The following is a 20,945-nucleotide window of genomic DNA, read 5'->3' on the forward strand; positions in this document are numbered from 1 at the left end:
GGGTCCGATGACTCTCACCGTGACGACCGTGGACCGGCACGCCCGCCTGGCGCGCGGCTGCCGCCCGAGGGGCTGCCGCGCCCCGGCCAGGCGCGTCCACGGCCGTCGCGTGCGGTACGTCATCGGTGACGAGCCCGGTCAGGTGAACGGACGTCGATGGCAGCGCGCCCCCAAGGGGCGCGGGGAACTGCGCGACCGGCCGCACCCGGCCTGAGGTCGTCCGACAAGCTCCGCCCCCACGGCGAACCGTGTTGTCCACACACTCACCGTGAGGTTCTGGCATGCCCAGCGATTTCTTCTTCCCTGACCCGGAGGGTCAAGTCCCCAGCACCGAGGGCTATTTCGGCGCGTTCGGCGGCAAGTTCATCCCGGAGGCCCTCGTCGCCGCCGTCGACGAGGTCGCCGTCGAGTACGACAAGGCCAAGCAGGACCCCGAGTTCGCCCGCGAGCTCGACGACCTGCTGGTGAACTACACCGGCCGCCCCAGCTCCCTCACCGAGGTTCCCCGCTTCGCGGAACACGCCGGAGGCGCCCGCGTGTTCCTCAAGCGCGAGGACCTCAACCACACCGGCTCCCACAAGATCAACAACGTGCTCGGCCAGGCCCTGCTCACCAAGCGGATGGGCAAGACGCGGGTCATCGCCGAGACCGGCGCCGGCCAGCACGGGGTCGCCACGGCCACCGCCTGTGCCCTCTTCGGCCTCGACTGCACCATCTACATGGGCGAGGTCGACACCCAGAGGCAGGCCCTGAACGTGGCCCGCATGCGCATGCTCGGCGCCGAGGTCGTCGCGGTGAAGTCCGGCAGCCGCACCCTGAAGGACGCCATCAACGAGGCGTTCCGCGACTGGGTCGCCAATGTGGATCACACCCACTACCTGTTCGGGACCGTCGCCGGTCCGCACCCGTTCCCGGCCATGGTCCGCGACTTCCACCGGGTCATCGGTGTGGAGGCCCGCCGCCAGCTGCTGGAGCGCGCCGGCCGCCTCCCCGACGCCGCCATCGCCTGCGTCGGCGGCGGCTCCAACGCCATCGGCCTCTTCCACGCCTTCATCCCCGACGAGGGCGTCCGCCTCATCGGCTGCGAGCCGGCCGGACACGGCATCGAGACCGGCGAGCACGCGGCCACCCTGACCGCGGGCGAGCCCGGCATCCTGCACGGCTCCCGTTCCTACGTCCTGCAGGACGAGGAGGGCCAGATCACCGAGCCGTACTCGATCTCGGCGGGCCTGGACTACCCGGGCATCGGACCGGAGCACTCCTACCTGAAGGACGCCGGCCGGGCCGAGTACCGCGCGATCACCGACGACGCGGCCATGCAGGCCCTGCGCCTGCTGTCCCGCACCGAGGGGATCATCCCGGCCATCGAGAGCGCCCACGCCCTGGCCGGCGCCCTGGAGGTCGGCCGGGAGCTGGGCGGGGACGGCCTGATCGTCGTCAACCTCTCCGGCCGCGGCGACAAGGACATGGACACCGCCGCCCGCTACTTCGGGCTCTACGACACCGACGCCGAGGTGGCCGCCGACCAGGCCGACACCGCCGAGATCGAGGGGGACGCCAAGTGAGCGGGGCCGCGTTGAACAGCACGAAGGGCCGGCTGCTGGCGGACACCCTGGCCGCCGCCAGGGCCGAGGGCCGGTCCGCGCTCATCGCCTACCTCCCGGCCGGGTTCCCGACCGTGGACGGCGGCATCGAGGCGATCAAGGCCGCCTTCGACGGTGGGGCGGATGTCGTGGAGGTGGGGCTGCCGCACAGCGACCCCGTTCTCGACGGACCGGTCATCCAGACCGCCGACGACATCGCCCTGCGGGGCGGCGTCAAGATCGCCGACGTCATGCGGACGGTGCGCGAGGCGCACACGGCCACCGGTAAGCCCGTGCTCGTCATGACGTACTGGAACCCCATCGACCGCTACGGCGTCGAACGGTTCACCGCCGAGCTGGCCGAGGCGGGCGGCGCCGGCTGCATCCTGCCCGACCTGCCCGTCCAGGAGTCGGGGCTGTGGCGGGAGCACGCCGAGAAGCACGGCCTCGCGACGGTCTTCGTCGTGGCGCCGAGCAGCAAGGACGAGCGGCTGGCCGAGATCACCGCGGCGGGCAGCGGATTCGTCTACGCGGCCTCGCTGATGGGGGTCACCGGCACCCGCGAATCCGTCGGCGCGCAGGCCCAGGACCTGGTCGAGCGCACCCGCGCCACCGGCACCGAGCTGCCCGTCTGCGTCGGGCTCGGGGTCTCCAATCGCGCCCAGGCCGCCGAGGTCGCGGGCTTCGCCGACGGCGTCATCGTCGGCTCGGCGTTCGTGAAGCGGATGCTGGACGCCCCCGACCACGCGTCGGGCCTCGCGGCGGTCCGCGAGCTGGCCGGGGAGCTGGCGAAGGGCGTGCGCGGACAGGCGTGACCGTCGGTGATCAGCCAGTTGTCGGCTGGTAATCGGCCGTAGACGCTCACAACGGAAGATTCGGTCACTCGAACGAGTGGACCTGAGGCCGGGGAGGCGCGCTGCGCCTCCCCGGTTCGTTCTGGGGGTGTGAGTGACAACCGTGACGGAAAGCGCACCGCCCGGGACCGGCTGGCGGTCGAGCGCGAGAAGCAGAAGGCCGCGGACAAGCGGCGGCGCACGCTCATCGTGGGCGCCAGCGTCGTCTGCGTCCTGGGCCTCGCGGCGGTGATCGGCGTGCTCGCCGCGAACGCCGGCAAGGAAAAGGGCGGCCAGAAGGCGGGCCCGGTCGTGGCACCCTCGGGCGCGCAGGGCAAGGACAGCCTCGCCATCCCGGTCGGCAAGGACGGCGCCAAGTCGACGCTCACCGTCTGGGAGGACCTCCGCTGCCCGGCCTGCCAGGCCTTCGAGGTCGCCTACCGCCCGACGCTCCACGAACTGGTCGACTCCGGCAAGCTCAGAATCGACTACCACCTGGTCCGGCTGATCGACGGCAATCTCGGCGGCACCGGCTCCCTGCGCGCGGCCAACGCCGCGGCCTGCGCCCAGGACGCCGGCAGGTTCCGCGACTACCACGACGTGCTGTACGCGAACCAGCCCAAGGAGACCGACGACGCGTTCAGCGACAACGCCAAGCTGATCGAGCTGTCCGGAAAGGTCAGCGGCCTGAACACCCCCGCCTTCCAGAAGTGCGTGAAGGACGGCACCCACGACAGCTGGGTGAACAAGTCGCACAAGGCCTTCCAGGGCGGCGGCTTCACCGGCACGCCCACGGTCCTGCTCGGCGGGAAGAACATCTACCAGGACCAGACCATGACCCCGGCCAAGCTCAAGCAGATGGTGGAGGCGGCCGCCCACGGGTAAGGACGTCCCCGGGAACCGTCCGCTTTTCTCACGTCCCCGTTATGGACCCGTAGCCGGGCTGCTTGCCGCCCCCACGGCCCGGCACGGTAGCGTCGGACCTGCCATGGAACTTTCCTACATTCCCAGCCCGTCGCGCGGGGTGCTGTACCTCGGACCCATCCCGCTGCGCGGCTACGCCTTCTGCATCATCATCGGCGTCTTCGTGGCCGTCTGGCTCGGCAACAAACGCTGGATCGCCCGCGGCGGGCGGGCCGGCACGGTCGCCGACATCGCGGTCTGGGCGGTGCCGTTCGGTCTGGTCGGCGGCCGGCTGTACCACGTGATCACGGACTACGAGCTGTACTTCAGCGACGGCCGTGACTGGGTGGACGCCTTCAAGGTGTGGGAGGGCGGCCTCGGCATCTGGGGCGCGATCGCGCTCGGCGCGCTCGGCGCGTGGATCGGCGCGCGCCGCCGGGGCGTCCCGATGCCGGCGTACGCCGACGCCGTCGCCCCCGGCATCGCCTTCGCACAGGCCATCGGCCGCTGGGGCAACTGGTTCAACCAGGAGCTGTACGGCCATGAGACGCACCTTCCATGGGCCCTGCACATCACCTCCTCCGAGGGCGGCCGGGTGCCGGGCTATTACCACCCGACCTTCCTCTACGAGTCCCTGTGGTGCGTCGGCGTCGCCCTCCTGGTCATCTGGGCCGACCGCCGCTTCACGCTGGGCCACGGCCGGGCGTTCGCCCTGTACGTCGCCGCGTACTGCGCCGGTCGCAGCTGGATCGAGTACATGCGCGTCGACGACGCCCACCACATCCTGGGCGTCCGCCTCAACGTCTGGACCGCGCTGATCGTGTTCGTGCTCGCGGTGACGTACTTCGTCGTGTCGGCGAAGAAGCGGCCGGGCAGGGAAGCCGTGGTCGAGCCCGAGGCCGTTTCCGAAGCGGCCGGTGACGAGCCGGACGCGGCTGCCGAGGCCGGGGACAAGACCGAGGGCGCGACCGAGGACAAGACCGAGGACGCGACCGAGGCTTCCGACGCGGAGGCGAAGGACGAGGCCGAATCGGCGACGAAGAAGAGCTGACGGCTGGTCGTACGACGCCGAGGGCGCCCGGAGTCCGTTCCGGGCGCCCTCGGCGTGTGCGGACGGCCGGTCGTCATCGCCGGCGGGCCGAGGACAAGGCCCGCCGGGCCATGGCCACCACCGCCGCGTCGATGAAGCGGCCGTCGGGCAGGGCCTGGGCGCCCTCCTTCACGGCCGCCGCCTTGAGGATCGTCTCCGCGTGCTCGATCTCCGCCGGTGTGGGCAGGTAGGCCCGTTCGATCACCGGCAGCTGCCGCGGGTGGATCGCGGCGCGGCCCAGGAAGCCGAGGGCGCGTCCGTGGGCGCAGGAGGCGGCGAGGCCGTCCAGGTCGCGGATGTCGGGGTGGACCGACTGGGGCGGTGGGGGCAGACGAGCCGCTCGGGCGGCGACGACCACCCGGGAGCGCGGCCAGTCGAGGCCCGCGTCGGCCCGTACCCCGAGGTCGGCCCGCAGGTCCGCCTCGCCGAGGGCGATGCCGCGCAGGGCGGGGTGCGCGGTGGCGATCGCGTAGGCGTGCTCGACGCCGAGGGCCGACTCCAGCAGGGCGTACAAGGGGACGGGGGTGACCGCGGCGACCTGTCTGATCTGCTCCGGGCCGGTCACCTTCGGCAGACGCAGGCCCGAGAGGCCGGGGAGCGCGGCCAGGGCGGCCAGGTCGGCGGCGGCCCAGGGGCTGTCCGGGGCGTTGACCCGGACGTGCACCGGGACCGGCTGGAGCTCGGTGAGGAGGTCGGCCGTGGCCGCGCGGGCGTACTCCTTGCGGTCCTGGGCGACCGCGTCCTCCAGGTCGATCACCACCACGTCGGCGCCCGCGACCAGCGCCTTGGCCACCACGGCCGGGCGGTCGCCGGGGACGTAGAGCCAGGTGAGCGGGGCCCGGGTCACAGGGCTCCCTCCCTGCGCAGGGCGGCGATCTCGGCCGGGGTGAGGCCCAGCTCGGTGAGGACGGCGTCGGTGTCCGCCCCGTGCGGGCGGCCGGCCCAGCGGATCGCGCCGGGGGTCGCGGAGAGCCGGAAGAGCACGTTCTGCATGCGCAACGGGCCCAGGTCGGGGTCGGGGACCGTGGTGATCGTGTCCAGGGCCTGGTACTGGGGGTCGGCCAGGACGTCCCGGACGTCGTGGACCGGAGCCGCCGCGGCCTCGGCCTTCTCGAAGGCGGCCAGCACCTCGGCGCGGGTGCGGGCGGCGATCCAGGAGCCGACCGCCTCGTCCAGCACGTCGGCGTGCGCGGCGCGGTCCGCGCCGGTGGCGAACCACGGTTCCTCGATCAGCTCCGGACGGCCCACCAGGCGCATCACCCGCTCCGCGACCGACTGGGCGGAGGTGGAGACGGCGACCCAGAGGCCGTCGGCGGTGCGGTAGGTGTTGCGCGGGGCGTTGTTCGCGGAGCGGTTGCCGGTGCGCTCCTGCACATGACCGAGCTGGTCGTACCAGGTGGGGTGGGGGCCGAGGACGGACAGGATCGGCTCGATGATCGCCATGTCGACGACCTGCCCGGCGCCGGTGCGCTCCCGTGCGGCCAGCGCGGTGAGCACGGCGCAGGCGGTCGCCAGGCCGGCGATCGAGTCCGCGAGCCCGAACGGCGGGAGCGTCGGCGGTGCGTCCGGTTCGCCGGTGAGCGCGGCGAAACCGCTCATCGCCTCGGCGAGGGTGCCGAAGCCGGGGCGGCGGGCGTAGGGGCCGAACTGGCCGAAGGCGGTGACCCGGGTGAGGACCAGCCGCGGGTTGGCCGCGGACAGCTCGGCCCAGCCGAGGTCCCACTTCTCCAGGGTGCCGGGGCGGAAGTTCTCGATCACCACGTCGGCGGTGGCGGCGAGCCGGAGCAGGACGGCGCGGCCGCCGCGCGAGGACAGGTCCGCGGTGATGGTCCGCTTGTTGCGGCCGAGCACCTTCCACCACAGGCCGACGCCGCCCTTGGCCGGGCCGTGCCCGCGGGAGGGGTCCGGGCGGCCCGGATGCTCGACCTTGATGACCTCGGCGCCGAAGTCGCCGAGGTGCGTGGCGGCCAGCGGGCCCGCGAACAGGGTCGCCAGGTCCAGCACCCGCAGCCCCGACAGCGGCGGTGCCGGCGTACTCATGCGGTGCACTGGGCGTCGATCTCCGGGCGGTACGGCATCGACGCCGACGCCCCGGCCCGCTGGACGGAGATCGCCGCGGCGGCCGCCGCCCAGGACAGGGCCTCCCGCACGGGTTTCTCCTCGGCGAGGGCCACCGAGAGCGCGCCGGCGAAGGTGTCGCCGGCGCCCGTGGAGTCGACGGCGGTCACCTGGGGCGCCGGGATCACGAGCGGCTCGGCGCCCCGGGCCAGATAGAGGCTGCCGGTCGCGCCCAGGGTGACGACGACCTCCGGCACCAGGTCCAGCAGCGCGGTGGCGGCCTCGCGCGGGTCGGTGCGGCCGGTGAGGGTGACCGCCTCGTACTCGTTGGGCACCAACAGGTCGGTCGCGGCGAGCAGTTCGGGCGGCAGGGGCTGGGCCGGGGACGGTGTGAGCACCGTACGGACGCCGTGCCGGCGCGCGGCCTGCGCGCCCGCGACGACCGCGGCCATGGGGATCTCCAGCTGCAGCAGCAGGGCGTCGGCGGAGGCGATCACGCCCTCGTCGCCGGGGGCCAGGTGGTCGACGGTGCCGTTCGCGCCCGCGATGACGACGATGGAGTTGGCCCCCTCGTCGTCCACCACGATGTGCGCGGTGCCGGAGGGGCCCTCGATCGTGCGCAGGAAGTCGGTGTCCACGCCGGAGTGTTCGAGGGTGTCGCGCAGCCGCAGGCCGAAGGCGTCGTTGCCGACCGCGCCGATCATCGAGACGGTCGCGCCGGCGCGGGCCGCGGCGATCGCCTGGTTGGATCCCTTGCCGCCGGGGATCGTGCGGAACTCCCGTCCCGTCACGGTCTCGCCGCGCTGCGGGGCCTTCGCGACGTAGGTGACGAGGTCCATGTTCGTGCTGCCGAGGACGACGATGTGGGTCATGAGCGGGTCGCCTCCAGATGGGTGAGGTGGGCGAGGGTGTCGAAGCCTGCGCCGTCGAAGTCGCCGACGGTGGTGGCGAGCCGGTTCTTCAGCGGGGCCCGCCAGCGGTCGGGGAGGGCGGCGGGAGCGCCCGCGAGCAGTCCGGCGATGCTGCCGGCCGTGGCGCCGTTGGAGTCGGTGTCCAGGCCGCCCGACACCGCACGGCAGATGGCGCCGGTGAAGTCGCCGTCCGCGTGGGTGAGGGCGGCGGCGATCAGGGCGGTGTTGGGGACGGCGTGCACCCAGTGGTGGGCGGGGGAGTGGAGGGCGTGGAGTGCGTCCACGACGTCGTCGAAGTCCTCGTGGGACTCGGCCAGCCGGACGGCGTGGCCGATCGCCCGCGCGAGCCGGGAGCGGGGCGGGATCACGCTCCGGCCGGTGCGCAGACAGGCGTGCACGTCCTGGGTGCCGGTCGCGGCGGTGGCGATGACGGCGGCCGTGAACATCGCCGCGTAGACGCCGTTGGCGGTGTGGGTGAGGGCCGCGTCGCGGTGCGCCTGTTCGGCGGCGGCGGCCGGGGCGCCGGGGTTGGTCCAGCCGTGCACGTCGGCCCGGATCAGGGCGCCGATCCACTCCCGGAAGGGGTTGCGGTGGCGGGCGGTGTGCGGGGGCTCGACGCCGCAGAGGAGGTTGCGGTAGGCGATGCGTTCGGCGGTGAAGGTGCGGCCGGGCGGGAGTTCGTCCAGCCACAGCCGTGCGACGTCCGCGGTGGTGAAGGTCTTCCCGTGGCGCTGGAGGAGCAGGAGGTTGAGGAGGGGGTAGTTGAGGTCGTCGTCCTCGGGCATGCCGTCGATGTTCTCGGCTAGGGAGGTGGGGGCGGAGCGACGGTTCCAGGGGTACCGGACGAGCAGGTCCGCCGGGACGCCCTGGGCCGTGAAGTACGTGGTGAGGGGCCAGTTGCCGGTTGCCCGGGCGAGGGCGCGGATGCCGTCGAGGGAGAGCTTCTCGACGGGTTTGCCGAGCAGGCAGCCGATGGCCCGCCCGAGCCAGGCGGCTTCGAGGGCGGCCGGGGCGGGGGCCGGCGCGGGGATGGGGGCCGGCGCGGGGGTGGGGTCGCTCGCCCGCGCTGGCGGGGTGCCGTCCGCGCCCGCCCGTGCCGCCCCGGCGGCACGACTGCCCGCAGGCCGGGGCGGTGGGGAGTGCCCCGAGGGGGCGCCGGGAACTGCGGGATCCGCCCTCCACCGCTCGCAGCCGCGCGACGACGGCTCCTCGCAACTCGCCCGAGCCGACGGCCAGTCCGGGCACAGGGACCTGATGCGGGCGAGGTCTGTCGGCTCGTCCTCGCAGAGCGCGCTGGGCAGGTCGGCCAGTTCGTCCAGCAGGTCCTCCGCGAGGAGACGGAGGTAGCGGGACGCCCGGTGGGCCGACGCTCCCGCCCGGGGCGGGGCGTCCGGTCCGCCCGCCGCCCGCCAGCGGGCCTCGATCGCCGACGGCTCCCGCCCGTCCAGACGGGCCTCGCGGAGCTCGTGGCCCAGCAGGTCCTCCGGCTGCACCCAGGTCAGTCGGAGCATCCGGTGCCTCCGAGGGCCGCGAACGCCCGCTCGTGGGCGCGCCGCCGGCGCACGTCCCGCTGGAAGACCTCCCGCGCGACCTCGGTGAGCGTGCGGGCCGGCTCCCACAGGTCCAGGCGGCTGGCCTCCGCCACCGTCTTCGCCCAGTCCTGGGGGACGGGCGAGCCGAGCGCGCCCGCGAGGGCCCCGGCCATCGTGGCGATCGAGTCGCAGTCGCGGCCGTAGTTGACCGCGCCGAGGACGGCGTGCCGGTAGTCGCCGCCGGCGACCAGCAGCATGCCGAGGGCGACGGGCAGTTCCTCGACCGCGTGCAGCCGGGAGGGACGGCGGGCGGCGAGCGAGGGTGCGCGGTAGTCCGGGCCGACGGTGTCGTACGGGGCGACCGCCGCGCGCAGGGGCCGTAGCGCCGACTCGAAGTCCCGGTGCCGCGCGGCCACTTCGCAGACCTTCTCGATCGCCTCGCGCGTGCCGTCCTTCGCCAGGGACAGGCAGGCGCTGACGACCGACTCCGGTGTCGCGCCCGGGGCCGTGGCGGCGGCGACGGCCGCGGCCAGGACCCCGGCCGCCTCACGCCCGTACGACGACTGGTGCGCGCCGGCGATGTCCAGCGCCTCGGCGTAGGCGGCGGCCGGGTGGGCCGCGTTGACCAGACCGACGGGGGCCATGTACATCGCCGCGCCGCAGTTGACGATGTTGCCGACGCCCGCCTCCCGGGGGTCGGCGTGACCGTAGGCGAGCCGGGTCACCAGCCACTTCTCGGCGAGGAAGAGGCGGTGCAGCGGCAGGGTCTCGGTCTCCAGTTCCGGGATCCAGCGCGGGTTCGTCATCAGGTCCGGGACCAGGTGGTCGGCGACGGCGTACGCGTCGAGGTGGTCGCGGACGCGGTCGTACACCCGGATGAGCGCGTGGGTCATCAGGGTGTCGTCGGTGACGTGGCCGTCGCCCTTGTGGTACGGGGCCAGGGGGCGGGCGGTGCGCCAGGCGGAGCCGTGCCAGGGGCCGACGACGCCGTGGACGCGGCCGCCGTGGCGCTCGGTGATCTGCTCCGGGCTGTAGCCCTCGACCGGGCCGCCGAGCGCGTCACCGACGGCGGCTCCGACGAGGGCGCCGGTGATCCGTTCGGCGAGGCCGTGCGCGGGAGGCTCCGAGGGGGGCCGGTCGCTTTCTTCTTCTTCGAGTGCTTTGGACTCCTTGGGCGTCATGCCCCGAATCATCCCCCTGGGCGGGCTGGTTGCGCGGCTTCCAGGAGTCCGGCGAGTTCCACCAGGTCGGTGCCGGCGAGGCGGGGCAGGGCACAGCCGGACAGGGTGCGGCAGGCGTCCCGCCAGGTCCGCGGGATGGCCGCGCCGCCGCCGAGGGCGCCGGTGAGGGCGCCCGCGAGGGCGGGGGCGGAGTCGGCGACCCGCGACAGGCAGGCGGCGGCGGGGACGGCCTCGGCGATCCGGCCGCCGGCCGCGGTGGCCAGGGCGAGGGCGACCGGGACGGTCTCGGCGGCGGCGATGCCGTAGCTGTAGACGTGGTCGACGATCTGGTGCTCCAGGAGCGGGACCAGCGCGAACGCGGACTCGCTGTCGGCGGCGAGGGCGAGTGCGTGGCGGGCGTTGCGGCCGATCTCCGTGTCGGCGGGGAGTTCGGTGAGCGCGGCGGTGACGCAGGTGTCCGTCGTGGCGTCGGCGAGGGCGAGGGCGAGGGCCGCGGCCATCGCGCGGGCGCCGTGCACCCCGTCGCCGTCCTGGGTGTAACGGGCGTCGAACTCGGCGAGGGCGGCGGCGCGTTCGGGGTCGCCGGGATGGGCCACGGCGAGCACGCAGGCGCGGACGCAGGCGGCGTCGTCGAAGTAGTGCGGGTTGTCGTGGCCCGTGGCGGGCGGGCGCAGGCCGGTGGCGAGGTTGCCGAGGCCGGCGCGGACCGAGATGCGGGCGCGCAGGGGGAGTACGGCGGACTCCACCTCGGGCGCGCGGTCCGCCGCCGCGGCGACTTCGGCGGCCACGGCGGTCCAGGTGAGGTCGATGGCGGCGCGGGTACGGCGCTCTCGGCTGAGGTCGCCGAGGACGTCGTCGTCGCCCGCGCGCAGCACCGCCTCCGCGGCGAAGGCCGCCCACTCGGCGTCGTCGGAGGGGCCGAGGCGGAGGGGTTCGGGGGGCTGGTTGAGGGCGATCGGTACCGGGAGGGTGGTGGTGGCGTTCTGCTCGGCGAAGGTGTCCAGCTCGCGGGTGAGGCGCCGGGTCCACTCGGGCATGCGGGCGGCGCGGTGGCGCGCGGCGGGCCAGCCGGCGGCGTCGCCTGCGGCGAGGCCGAGCAGGAGGCCCTCGATGCGGTGTCGTGTCATGGCCTGCCCTCACTGTCCTGCTGCCCGGCGTTCCCGGCCCCGACCAGCGGGCTCCGCCTCCTGAACCCCCTTCTGCCCGCCGGGCCGTCCGACTCGTCCGGCTGGGGGGCGGGCGCGGCCGGGAGGGACGGGGCCGGACCGGCCGGCCGGCACCCCGCGCCCCACCCGGCCCCCGAAGCGACCTCCTGCGCAGCAGCCCCCATCGCCTCCGGAGACAGCGCCGGCACCTGCGCCGACGGCGGCCCTGGCAGAGCCGCCCGCGTCTCTTCGTCGTGTGGTGGTGCCGGTGCCGGCGTGTGTTCTGGTGGCGGCCCTGTGAGAGCCGCTGGCGTCTGTTCGTCGTGCGTTCCCAATGGAGCGGGGGTGGCGGCTCCGGGTGGCGGTGCCGGTAGAGCAGCCCGCGCCCCTTCCGGAGGCAGCCCCGGCAGAGCGGGCACCGCCGCTTCCGGAGATCGCTCCCCTTGCGTCCCTTCCGTCGGTGTCGTCGGGAGAGCCGCCCCCACCCCTTCCGGTGGCAGCCCTGGTGGAGCAGGCAGCGCTCCTTCCTGAGGCAGCTCCGGAGGAGCAGATCGCGCCTCCCCCAGGGGCAGCCCTGGGGGAGCAGATGGCGCTCCTTCCCGGGGCAGCTCCGGGGGAGCAGGCCGCGTCTCTTCGCCGCGCGACCCCCGTGGAGCAGCTTCCGTCCCTTCCGGTGGCGGTCCGGGGAGAGACGCCCGCGTCTCTGCCTGGGGCAGCCCTTCGGGTGGCGGTGCCGGTGCCTGGGCTCGCGTCTCTTCCGGTGGCATCCCCAGCGCAGCCGTCCGTGTCTTTGCCCCGTGCAGCCTCGCGGGAGCGGCCCCCGCCTGTTCCCCGTGCAGCCTTGCCGGAGCCGCCACCGGCTCTTCGCCGTGCAGCCTTGCCGGAGCGGCCCCCGCCTGTTCCCCGTGCAGCCTTGCCGGAGCGGCCCCCGCCTGTTCCCCGTGCAGCCTTGCCGGAGCCGGCACTGGCTCTTCGCCGTGCAGCCTTGCCGGAGCGGCCCCCGCCTGTTCCCCGTGCAGCCTTGCCGGAGCCGCCACCGGCTCTTCCCCGTGCAGCCTTGCCGGAGCCGCCACCGGCTTTTCCCCGGGCGCAGCCGGAAGTGCGTCGGTGCCGTTCCGTGGTGGGGCCGGCAGTGGGGTGTCCGGCGGTGAAGTCGGGAGGGTTGCTCCCGCCCCCCACCTGCCGACCTCGCCCGGTACCAGGAGTTCCGCCACGTCCAGGACGTGGTGGCCGGCCATGGAGGGGAGGCAGCGGCCGCGGGCCGGGCCGATGGGGGTGGCCCAGTGGGGCGGGATCGCCGTGATGCCGTGGGTCGCGCCGGACAGGGCGCCGGCCACCGCCGCCGTCGTGTCCGCGTCGCGGCCCATGTTGACGGCTGTCAGGACGGCCTGTACGAAGTCGCCGTCGGCCGCCGCGTAGGCGCCGAAGGCGAGGGCGACCGCCTCGGGGGCCAGATCGGTCCAGGGATAGCCGCCGATCACGACCGCCGAGCGGACCGCGCGTTCCCCGCGATGGGCCACGGCCACCGCGCGCCGCAGCGAGCGCGCCGTCCAGGAGTCGTCGGGGACGACGGCGAGGGCCGCGGCGATCACCACCGGAACCGGCGCGCCCGTCATCGCCGCCGCCACCCCTGCCGCCACCGCCTGGCCGCCGTAGATGCCCTCGCCCTCATGGCTGACCGAGCCGTCGATCGCCGCCAGGCGGGCCGCTTCGGCGGGACGCCCGGCCGCGAAGACGCCGAAGGGGGCCGCTCGCATGGCCAGGCCGTCGCTCCAGGCGTGCCGGTGCTGGGCCGAGATGGGGGCCGCGAGTCCGCGGCGCAGGTTCTCCAGGGTGCCGCGCTCGCTGAAGCCCGCGCCCCGGAAGGGGCCCTCGGCGCGGTCGGCGATCCACTGGTGCCAGGCCGCCTCCACATGGGCGGGGGTGAGCGCCGAACCGTGCCGGGCCAGGAGCAGGCCGGAGAAGATCGCGTACTCGGTGTCGTCGGTACCGCAGGGCTGGTCCGACACGTATCCCGTGATGCGGCCCCAGCGGGCGCGGATCTCGGACGGCTTGAGATTCTCCGCGGGTGCGCCCAGCGCGTCTCCGACGGCCAGGCCGAGCAGCGCGCCACGGGCCCGTTCGCGCGGTCCGGCGGCGCCGTCGGGCGCCGGGAGCGGGGGAGTGCGGGCGATCGACGCCATGGGCGGCCTCCTTCAGCGGGACCACGTGACCCTTTGCGGATGTGTCCCACGACGTGCGCCCGCGCGAGCCTCCGCACGGCCGGAGTCACCCGCTCGGCATCTGAGCGTGGCTTTGCACGGATGAGCGAAAGAGGGGTCCGGAGGGGCAAAGGTGCAGGTTAGCCCAGCCTTTCCTTGCTGGCGGGAGCGGAAGATTGGGCGTAGGTTCAGAGTTGTCGAAAAGTAGAACTCGTCCAAAAGTTAGCTTTGGCTAAGCTATCCCGGGGGTCCCCATGGCTGTCATCGAAACGCAGGCCGCGCTGCACGAGGCGCACCGCGACAACCACACCCACCGCGACGTCAACGGCGGCTGGCTGCGCCCCGCGGTCTTCGGTGCCATGGACGGCCTGGTCTCCAACCTCGCCCTGATGACCGGTGTGGCCGGCGGGTCCGTGAGCCAGCAGACCATTGTCATCACCGGGCTCGCGGGGCTCGCCGCCGGTGCCTTCTCCATGGCGGCCGGTGAGTACACCTCGGTCGCCTCGCAGCGCGAGCTGGTCGAGGCCGAGCTGGATGTCGAGCGCCGTGAGCTGCGCAAGCACCCGCAGGACGAGCAGGACGAGCTGGCCGCGCTGTATGTCGCCCGCGGTGTGGAGCCCGACCTGGCCCGGGAGGTCGCCCGCCAGCTGTCCGAGGATCCCGAGCAGGCCCTGGAGATCCACGCCCGGGAGGAGCTGGGCATCGACCCCGGTGACCTGCCCTCGCCGCTGGTCGCCGCCGTCTCCTCCTTCGGGTCCTTCGCCCTCGGCGCCCTGCTGCCCGTACTGCCGTTCCTGCTCGGCGCGACCACGCTGTGGCCCGCCGTGCTGCTCGCTCTCGCCGGGCTCTTCGGCTGCGGTGCCGTGGTGGCCAAGGTGACCGCACGGAGCTGGTGGTACAGCGGCCTCAGGCAGCTCGCGCTGGGCGGTGCCGCGGCCGGTGTGACGTACGCCCTGGGCAGCCTGTTCGGAACGGCCGTAGGATAGCGGCGCCGGTACTTATGCATCGGGCCGCATAAATAGCCGTTACTCGCTGGTTTCAGGCGCGTGACCACCGGGCATGAGCCGTAAGCGCCGTAGGCAATGACGCCTGCCGCACACTTGTGGGGAGAGTGAAGACGCTCGCCCCGCCCCTTCGGGCCGCCGGACGCCGATCCGACCGATCTTGTCGACGACGGTCCCCCTCGTACGTTCAGCGCCGCCCCGCGCGGCACCCGCCGCCCGCGAGCGGCACCCCGCCGCGTACCGCGCGGCACCCCCGCCGCCCTGTGTGGCACCCCGCCGCGGACCGTGCGGCACCGCTGCCACGGACCCCGTGGCGTCCGCATGCTGGAACGGGGTATCCGCTTCCCGGGAACCGCTCCATCATGTAACCTGCACGAAATTTAGCCACTTTCGCAGAGGGCCAACGTCGTCCCTCGGCACCTGCCACATGCCTCATGACGACGACGGGAGAGCCGATGCGTACGCCGCGCCAGCCGTCCCAGCATTCCGCGAATGGCCAGAACTGGTCCTTCATGGATGCTCGCCCTGCTGCGCAGGGTATGTACGACCCCCGCAACGAACACGACGCCTGCGGCGTCGGTTTCGTCGCCACCCTTACCGGCGAGGCGTCCCACACGCTGGTCGAGCAGGCACTCACCGTGCTGCGCAATCTGGAGCACCGCGGTGCCACCGGCTCCGAGCCCGACTCCGGCGACGGCGCCGGCATCCTCTCCCAGGTGCCCGACGCCTTCTTCCGTGAGGTGGCCGGGTTCGACCTTCCCGCGGCGGGTTCCTATGCGGTAGGCATCGCCTTCCTGCCGGAGGAGGGGACCGCGGACTCCGTCTCGAAGATCGAGACGATCGCCGACGAGGAGGGCCTCACCGTCCTCGGCTGGCGCGAGGTCCCGGTCGCCCCGGAGCTGCTGGGCGCCACCGCCCGCTCCACCATGCCGGTCTTCCGCCAGATCTTCGTCACCGACGGCGCCAGCGAGGGCATCGCGCTGGACCGCAAGGCGTTCGTGCTGCGCAAGCGCGCCGAGCGCGAGGCCGGTGTCTACTTCCCCTCGCTGTCCGCGCGCACGATCGTGTACAAGGGCATGCTGACCACCGGCCAGCTGGAGCCCTTCTTCCCGGACCTGTCCGACCGCCGCTTCGCCTCCGCGATCGCGCTGGTGCACTCCCGGTTCTCCACGAACACCTTCCCGTCGTGGCCGCTCGCGCACCCCTACCGGTTCGTCGCGCACAACGGTGAGATCAACACCGTCAAGGGCAACCGCAACTGGATGCGCGCCCGCGAGTCGCAGCTGGTGTCCGACCTCTTCGGCGACCGCGCGCTCGACCGTGTCTTCCCGGTCTGTACGCCGGACGCCTCCGACTCGGCCTCCTTCGACGAGGTGCTGGAGCTGCTCCACCTGGGCGGCCGTTCGCTGCCGCACTCCGTGCTGATGATGATCCCGGAGGCGTGGGAGAACCACACCTCCATGGACCCGGCCCAGCGCGCCTTCTACCAGTTCCACTCCACGATGATGGAGCCCTGGGACGGCCCCGCCTGCGTCACCTTCACCGACGGCACCCAGGTCGGCGCCGTGCTCGACCGCAACGGTCTGCGCCCCGGCCGCTACTGGGTCACCGACGAGGGCCTCGTCGTGCTCGGCTCCGAGGTCGGCGTCCTCGACATCGACCCGGCCAGGGTCGTCCGCAAGGGCCGCCTGCAGCCCGGCCGGATGTTCCTCGTCGACACCGCCGAGCACCGCATCATCGAGGACGACGAGATCAAGGCGGCCCTCGCCGCCGAGCAGCCGTACGCCGAATGGCTGGAGGCCGGCGAGATCGAGCTGGGCGACCTGCCCGAGCGCGAGCACATCGTGCACACCCACGCCTCGGTCACCCGCCGCCAGCAGACCTTCGGCTACACCGAGGAGGAGCTGCGCGTCATCCTCGCGCCGATGGCCCGCGCCGGCGCCGAGCCGATCGGCTCCATGGGCACCGACTCGCCGATCGCGGCCCTGTCCGAGCGCCCGCGGCTGCTCTTCGACTACTTCACCCAGCTGTTCGCGCAGGTCACCAACCCCCCGCTGGACGCGATCCGCGAGGAGCTGGTCACCTCCCTGCGCTCGTCGCTGGGCCCGGAGGGCAACCTGCTGGACCCGACGGCGGCCTCCTGCCGCTCGGTCACCCTGCCCTTCCCGGTCATCGACAACGACGAGCTGGCCAAGCTCATCCACATCAACGCCGACGGCGACATGCCCGGCTTCAAGGCCGCGACCCTCTCCGGCCTGTTCCGGGTCTCCGGCGGCGGTGACTCGCTCGCGGCCCGCATCGAGGAGATCTGCGCCGAGGCCGACGCCGCCATCGACAACGGCGCCCGGCTGATCGTCCTGTCGGACCGCCACTCGGACGCCGAGCACGCGCCGATCCCGTCGCTGCTGCTCACCGCGGCCGTCCACCACCACCTCATCCGCACCAAGCAGCGCACCCACGTGGGCCTGCTGGTCGAGGCCGGTGACGTCCGCGAGGTCCACCACGTCGCCCTGCTGATCGGCTTCGGCGCCGCCGCCGTCAACCCGTACCTGGCGATGGAGTCGGTCGAGGACCTGCTGCGCGCCGGCACCTTCCTGAGCGGCCTGGAGCCCGAGAAGGCCATCAAGAACCTGATCTACGCCCTCGGGAAGGGCGTCCTGAAGGTCATGTCCAAGATGGGCATCTCCACCGTCGCCTCCTACCGCGGCGCCCAGGTCTTCGAGGCCGTCGGCCTGGACGAGGCCTTCGTCGAGAAGTACTTCAACGGCACCGCCACCAAGATCGGCGGCGTCGGCATCGACGTCATCGCCGAGGAGGTCGCCGCCCGCCACGCCAAGGCCTACCCGGCCTCCGGCATCGCTCCCGCGCACCGTGCGCTGGAGATCGGCGGCGAGTACCAGTGGCGCCGCGAGGGCGAGCCGCACCTGTTCGACCCGGACACGGTCTTCCGCCTGCAGCACTCCACGCGCACCGGCCGCTACGACATCTTCAAGAAGTACACCGAGCGCGTGAACGAGCAGTCCGAGCGCCTGATGACGCTGCGCGGCCTGTTCGGCTTCAAGTCCGACCGCGCGCCGATCCCCGTCGACGAGGTCGAGCCGGTCTCCGAGATCGTCAAGCGGTTCTCGACGGGCGCCATGTCGTACGGCTCCATCTCCAAGGAGGCGCACGAGACCCTCGCCATCGCCATGAACCAGCTGGGCGGCAAGTCCAACACCGGTGAGGGCGGCGAGGACCCGGACCGCCTGTACGACCCGGCACGGCGCAGCGCCATCAAGCAGGTCGCCTCCGGCCGCTTCGGCGTGACCTCCGAGTACCTGGTCAACGCGGACGACATCCAGATCAAGATGGCCCAGGGCGCCAAGCCCGGCGAGGGCGGCCAGCTGCCCGGCCACAAGGTCTACCCGTGGGTCGCCAAGACGCGTCACTCGACGCCGGGTGTCGGTCTGATCTCCCCGCCGCCGCACCACGACATCTACTCCATCGAGGACCTGGCCCAGCTGATCCACGACCTGAAGAACGCGAACCCGCAGGCGCGGATTCACGTGAAGCTGGTCTCCGAGGTCGGCGTCGGCACGGTCGCCGCGGGTGTCTCCAAGGCGCACGCGGACGTGGTCCTGATCTCCGGTCACGACGGTGGTACGGGCGCCTCCCCGCTGACCTCGCTGAAGCACGCGGGCGGCCCCTGGGAGCTCGGCCTCGCCGAGACCCAGCAGACCCTGCTGCTCAACGGCCTGCGCGACCGCATCGTCGTGCAGACCGACGGTCAGCTGAAGACCGGCCGTGACGTGATCATCGCCGCGCTGCTCGGCGCCGAGGAGTTCGGTTTCGCGACCGCGCCGCTCGTCGTCTCCGGCTGCGTCATGATGCGTGTCTGCCACCTGGACACCTGCCCGGTCGGCATCGCCACCCAGAACCCGACCCTGCGCGACCGCTTCGCGGGCAAGGCCGAGTACGTCGTGAACTTCTTCCGGTTCATCGCCGAAGAGGTCCGCGAGCTGCTCGCCGAGCTGGGCTTCCGCTCCATCCAGGAGGCCGTCGGCCACGCCGAGCTGCTGGACGTCGAGCGCGCGGTCGACCACTGGAAGGCGCAGGGCCTGGACCTGGAGCCGCTGTTCCACGTGCCGGACCTGCCCGAGGGCGCCGTCCGCCACCAGCTGATCGAGCAGGACCACGGCCTGGAGAAGGCCCTGGACAACGAGCTGATCAAGCTCGCCGCCGACGCCCTGGCCGCGAACGACGCGACCGAGGCCCAGCCGGTGCGCGCCCAGGTCGCCATCCGCAACATCAACCGCACGGTCGGCACCATGCTCGGCCACGAGGTGACGAAGAAGTTCGGCGGCGCGGGCCTGCCCGACGACACCATCGACATCACCTTCACCGGCTCGGCCGGCCAGTCCTTCGGCGCGTTCCTGCCGCGCGGCGTCACGCTGCGCCTGGAGGGCGACGCCAACGACTACGTCGGCAAGGGCCTGTCCGGCGGCCGGATCGTCGTCCGCCCGGACCGCGCGGCCGACCACCTCGCCGAGTACTCGACCATCGCGGGCAACACCATCGGCTACGGCGCCACCGGCGGCGAGCTGTTCCTGCGCGGCCGCACCGGTGAGCGGTTCTGCGTCCGCAACTCCGGCGCGCTGGTCGTCTCCGAGGGCGTGGGCGACCACGGCTGCGAGTACATGACCGGCGGTCACGCGGTCGTCCTCGGCCCGACCGGCCGCAACTTCGCGGCGGGCATGTCCGGCGGTGTCGCCTACGTCATCGACCTCGACCGCGACAACGTCAACGTCGGCAACGCCCAGTCGGTCGAGGCGCTGGACGACACGGACAAGCAGTGGCTGCACGACGTGGTGCGCCGCCACGCCGAGGAGACCGGCTCGACGGTCGCCGAGAAGCTGCTCGCCGACTGGGACACGGCCGTGGAGCGGTTCAGCAAGATCATCCCCAGCACGTACAAGGCAGTGCTCGCCGCCAAGGACGCCGCCGAGCGAGCCGGTCTGACCGAGACCGAGATCACCGAGAAGATGATGGAGGCGGCGATCAATGGCTGACCCGAAGGGCTTCCTGAACCACGGCCGCGAGGTCGCCCAGACCCGTCCTGTCGGTGAGCGCGTCAAGGACTGGAACGAGGTCTACGTCCCCGGCTCCCTGCTGCCGATCATCAGCAAGCAGGCCAGCCGGTGCATGGACTGCGGCATCCCGTTCTGCCACAACGGCTGTCCGCTGGGGAACCTGATCCCCGAGTGGAACGACTACGCCTACCGCGAGGACTGGGCCGCCGCCCAGGAGCGGCTGCACGCGACCAACAACTTCCCGGAGTTCACCGGTCGCCTCTGCCCGGCCCCCTGCGAGTCGGCGTGCGTGCTGGGCATCAACCAGCCGCCGGTCACCATCAAGAACGTCGAGGTCTCGATCATCGACAAGGCGTGGGAGACCGGGGACGTCACCCCGCAGATCCCCGAGCGCCTGTCCGGCAAGACGGTCGCGGTCATCGGCTCGGGCCCGGCGGGTCTCGCCGCCGCCCAGCAGCTGACCCGGGCCGGCCACACGGTCGCCGTCTACGAGCGCGCGGACCGCATCGGAGGCCTCCTCCGGTACGGCATCCCCGAGTTCAAGATGGAGAAGCGGCACATCAACCGCCGTATCGAGCAGATGCGCGCGGAGGGCACCCGCTTCCGCACCGGCGTCGAGATCGGCCGCGATCTGGGCGCCCGCGACCTGAAGAAGCGCTACGACGCGATCGTCATCGCCGCCGGTGCCACCACCGCGCGCGACCTGCCGGTGCCGGGCCGCGAGCTCAAGGGCATCTACCAGGCGATGGAGTACCTGCCGCTGGCCAACAAGGTCCAGGAGGGCGACTACGTGGCGCCCCCGATCTCGGCCGAGGGCAAGCACGTCGTCGTCATCGGCGGCGGTGACACCGGCGCGGACTGCGTGGGCACCGCCCACCGGCAGGGCGCGGCCTCCGTCACCCAGCTGGAGATCATGCCTCGCCCGAACGACGAGCGGCACGCGATCAACCAGCCCTGGCCGACCTTCCCGATCCTGTACAAGGTCACCTCGGCCCACGAGGAGGGCGGCGAGCGGATCTACTCCGCCTCCACCACCCACTTCGAGGGCGACGAGGACGGCAACGTGCAGTGGCTGCACCTGGCCGAAGTGGAGTTCGTCGAGGGCAAGCTGACCTCCAAGCCGGGCACCGAGCGCAAGATCCCGGCCCAGCTGGTCACCCTCGCCATGGGCTTCACCGGCACCGACCGGGAGAACGGCCTGGTGGAGCAGTTCGCCCTGGACCTCGACGAACGCGGTAACATCGCCCGCGACGCCGACTTCCAGACCAACGTGCCGGGTGTGTTCGTCGCCGGTGACGCCGGCCGCGGCCAGTCCCTCATCGTGTGGGCGATCGCGGAGGGCCGCTCGGCCGCCCGCGGTGTCGACCGGTTCCTGACCGGTGCCAGCGACCTGCCGGCCCCGATCCGCCCGACGGACCGCGCCCTGGCGGTCTGA

14 protein-coding genes and 1 pseudogene are annotated in these 20,945 nt (G+C 73.0%); 8 read left to right on the plus strand and 7 right to left on the minus strand.

What is annotated here, in order from left to right:
* Positions 1–7: 7 nt before the first annotated feature.
* The 5 genes from trpM to lgt all read left to right on the plus strand — a co-directional run bounded on the left by trpM (position 8) and on the right by lgt (position 4,370).
* The gene (gene trpM, locus IE244_RS33405) at positions 8–214 is read left to right on the plus strand and encodes a tryptophan biosynthesis modulator TrpM (RefSeq protein ID WP_191877324.1); all 207 of its coding nucleotides are present in this window, start codon (positions 8–10) and stop codon (positions 212–214) included.
* A gap of 67 nt (positions 215–281) precedes the next feature.
* Positions 282–1,565 (plus strand): tryptophan synthase subunit beta, encoded by a 1,284-nt coding sequence (trpB, locus tag IE244_RS33410; protein WP_191877325.1) that lies wholly within the window; start codon positions 282–284, stop codon positions 1,563–1,565.
* An 11-nt stretch (positions 1,566–1,576) separates the two neighbouring features.
* Positions 1,577–2,398, plus strand: coding sequence for a tryptophan synthase subunit alpha (gene trpA, locus IE244_RS33415; protein WP_229854520.1), 822 nt, complete (start codon positions 1,577–1,579; stop codon positions 2,396–2,398).
* A gap of 129 nt (positions 2,399–2,527) precedes the next feature.
* Positions 2,528–3,301 carry a DsbA family protein gene (locus IE244_RS33420; protein ID WP_191877327.1) on the plus strand — a complete coding sequence of 258 codons (774 nt, stop codon included), beginning with the start codon at positions 2,528–2,530 and terminating at the stop codon, positions 3,299–3,301.
* Positions 3,302–3,404: 103 nt separating this feature from the next.
* Positions 3,405–4,370: a prolipoprotein diacylglyceryl transferase gene (lgt, locus tag IE244_RS33425; protein WP_191877328.1), complete on the plus strand. Its 966-nt coding sequence runs from the start codon at positions 3,405–3,407 to the stop codon at positions 4,368–4,370.
* A gap of 73 nt (positions 4,371–4,443) precedes the next feature.
* On the opposite strand, the gene IE244_RS33430 is transcribed toward lgt, so the two are convergent.
* From IE244_RS33430 to IE244_RS43420, 7 genes and pseudogenes are all read right to left on the minus strand, one after another.
* Positions 4,444–5,256, minus strand: coding sequence for an HpcH/HpaI aldolase/citrate lyase family protein (locus IE244_RS33430; protein ID WP_191877329.1), 813 nt, complete (start codon positions 5,254–5,256; stop codon positions 4,444–4,446).
* Entirely contained in the window at positions 5,253–6,449 is a 1,197-nt protein-coding gene (locus IE244_RS33435; protein ID WP_191877330.1) for a CaiB/BaiF CoA transferase family protein, read from the minus strand. Before IE244_RS33435 ends, IE244_RS33430 begins: the two co-directional genes overlap by 4 nt.
* A complete protein-coding gene (gene rbsK / locus IE244_RS33440; RefSeq protein ID WP_191877331.1) occupies positions 6,446–7,339 on the minus strand; it encodes a ribokinase in 894 nt (297 codons plus the stop codon). Before rbsK ends, IE244_RS33435 begins: the two co-directional genes overlap by 4 nt.
* On the minus strand, positions 7,336–8,889 hold the full coding sequence (locus IE244_RS33445; RefSeq protein WP_191877332.1) for an ADP-ribosylglycohydrolase family protein: 1,554 nt from the start codon (positions 8,887–8,889) through the stop codon (positions 7,336–7,338). The genes rbsK and IE244_RS33445 overlap by 4 nt, the downstream gene beginning before the upstream one ends.
* Entirely contained in the window at positions 8,877–10,091 is a 1,215-nt protein-coding gene (locus IE244_RS33450; RefSeq protein WP_191877333.1) for an ADP-ribosylglycohydrolase family protein, read from the minus strand. The genes IE244_RS33445 and IE244_RS33450 overlap by 13 nt, the downstream gene beginning before the upstream one ends.
* 8 nt (positions 10,092–10,099) lie before the next feature.
* Positions 10,100–11,218, minus strand: a complete 1,119-nt coding sequence (locus IE244_RS33455; RefSeq protein WP_191877334.1) for an ADP-ribosylglycohydrolase family protein — start codon at positions 11,216–11,218, stop codon at positions 10,100–10,102.
* A gap of 1,133 nt (positions 11,219–12,351) precedes the next feature.
* Positions 12,352–13,419 (minus strand): annotated as a pseudogene (locus tag IE244_RS43420) (ADP-ribosylglycohydrolase family protein); the annotation flags it as partial.
* A gap of 272 nt (positions 13,420–13,691) precedes the next feature.
* Here IE244_RS43420 and IE244_RS33465 point away from each other — a divergent pair.
* The 3 genes from IE244_RS33465 (at position 13,692) to IE244_RS33475 (ending at position 20,945) form a co-directional block, all read left to right on the plus strand.
* Positions 13,692–14,423, plus strand: coding sequence for a VIT1/CCC1 transporter family protein (locus IE244_RS33465; protein WP_191877335.1), 732 nt, complete (start codon positions 13,692–13,694; stop codon positions 14,421–14,423).
* 473 nt (positions 14,424–14,896) lie between these two features.
* Positions 14,897–19,489 (plus strand): glutamate synthase large subunit, encoded by a 4,593-nt coding sequence (gene gltB / locus IE244_RS33470; protein WP_191877336.1) that lies wholly within the window; start codon positions 14,897–14,899, stop codon positions 19,487–19,489.
* The gene (locus IE244_RS33475; RefSeq protein ID WP_191877337.1) at positions 19,482–20,945 is read left to right on the plus strand and encodes a glutamate synthase subunit beta; all 1,464 of its coding nucleotides are present in this window, start codon (positions 19,482–19,484) and stop codon (positions 20,943–20,945) included. The genes gltB and IE244_RS33475 overlap by 8 nt, the downstream gene beginning before the upstream one ends.

Source organism: Streptomyces filipinensis, assembly GCF_014649495.1.
In the GTDB taxonomy this organism is placed as follows: domain Bacteria; phylum Actinomycetota; class Actinomycetes; order Streptomycetales; family Streptomycetaceae; genus Streptomyces; species Streptomyces filipinensis.

Coding starts and splice junctions, on each gene's coding strand:
- IE244_RS33450 (WP_191877333.1), bottom strand. CDS start 10,091: ATGACGCCCAAGGAGTCCAAAGCACTCGAAGAAGAAGAAAGCGACCGG.
- IE244_RS33445 (WP_191877332.1), bottom strand. CDS start 8,889: ATGCTCCGACTGACCTGGGTGCAGCCGGAGGACCTGCTGGGCCACGAG.
- rbsK (WP_191877331.1), bottom strand. CDS start 7,339: ATGACCCACATCGTCGTCCTCGGCAGCACGAACATGGACCTCGTCACC.
- trpM (WP_191877324.1), top strand. CDS start 8: ATGACTCTCACCGTGACGACCGTGGACCGGCACGCCCGCCTGGCGCGC.
- trpB (WP_191877325.1), top strand. CDS start 282: ATGCCCAGCGATTTCTTCTTCCCTGACCCGGAGGGTCAAGTCCCCAGC.
- IE244_RS33475 (WP_191877337.1), top strand. CDS start 19,482: ATGGCTGACCCGAAGGGCTTCCTGAACCACGGCCGCGAGGTCGCCCAG.
- IE244_RS33465 (WP_191877335.1), top strand. CDS start 13,692: ATGGCTGTCATCGAAACGCAGGCCGCGCTGCACGAGGCGCACCGCGAC.
- IE244_RS33455 (WP_191877334.1), bottom strand. CDS start 11,218: ATGACACGACACCGCATCGAGGGCCTCCTGCTCGGCCTCGCCGCAGGC.
- gltB (WP_191877336.1), top strand. CDS start 14,897: ATGCGTACGCCGCGCCAGCCGTCCCAGCATTCCGCGAATGGCCAGAAC.
- IE244_RS33435 (WP_191877330.1), bottom strand. CDS start 6,449: ATGAGTACGCCGGCACCGCCGCTGTCGGGGCTGCGGGTGCTGGACCTG.
- lgt (WP_191877328.1), top strand. CDS start 3,405: ATGGAACTTTCCTACATTCCCAGCCCGTCGCGCGGGGTGCTGTACCTC.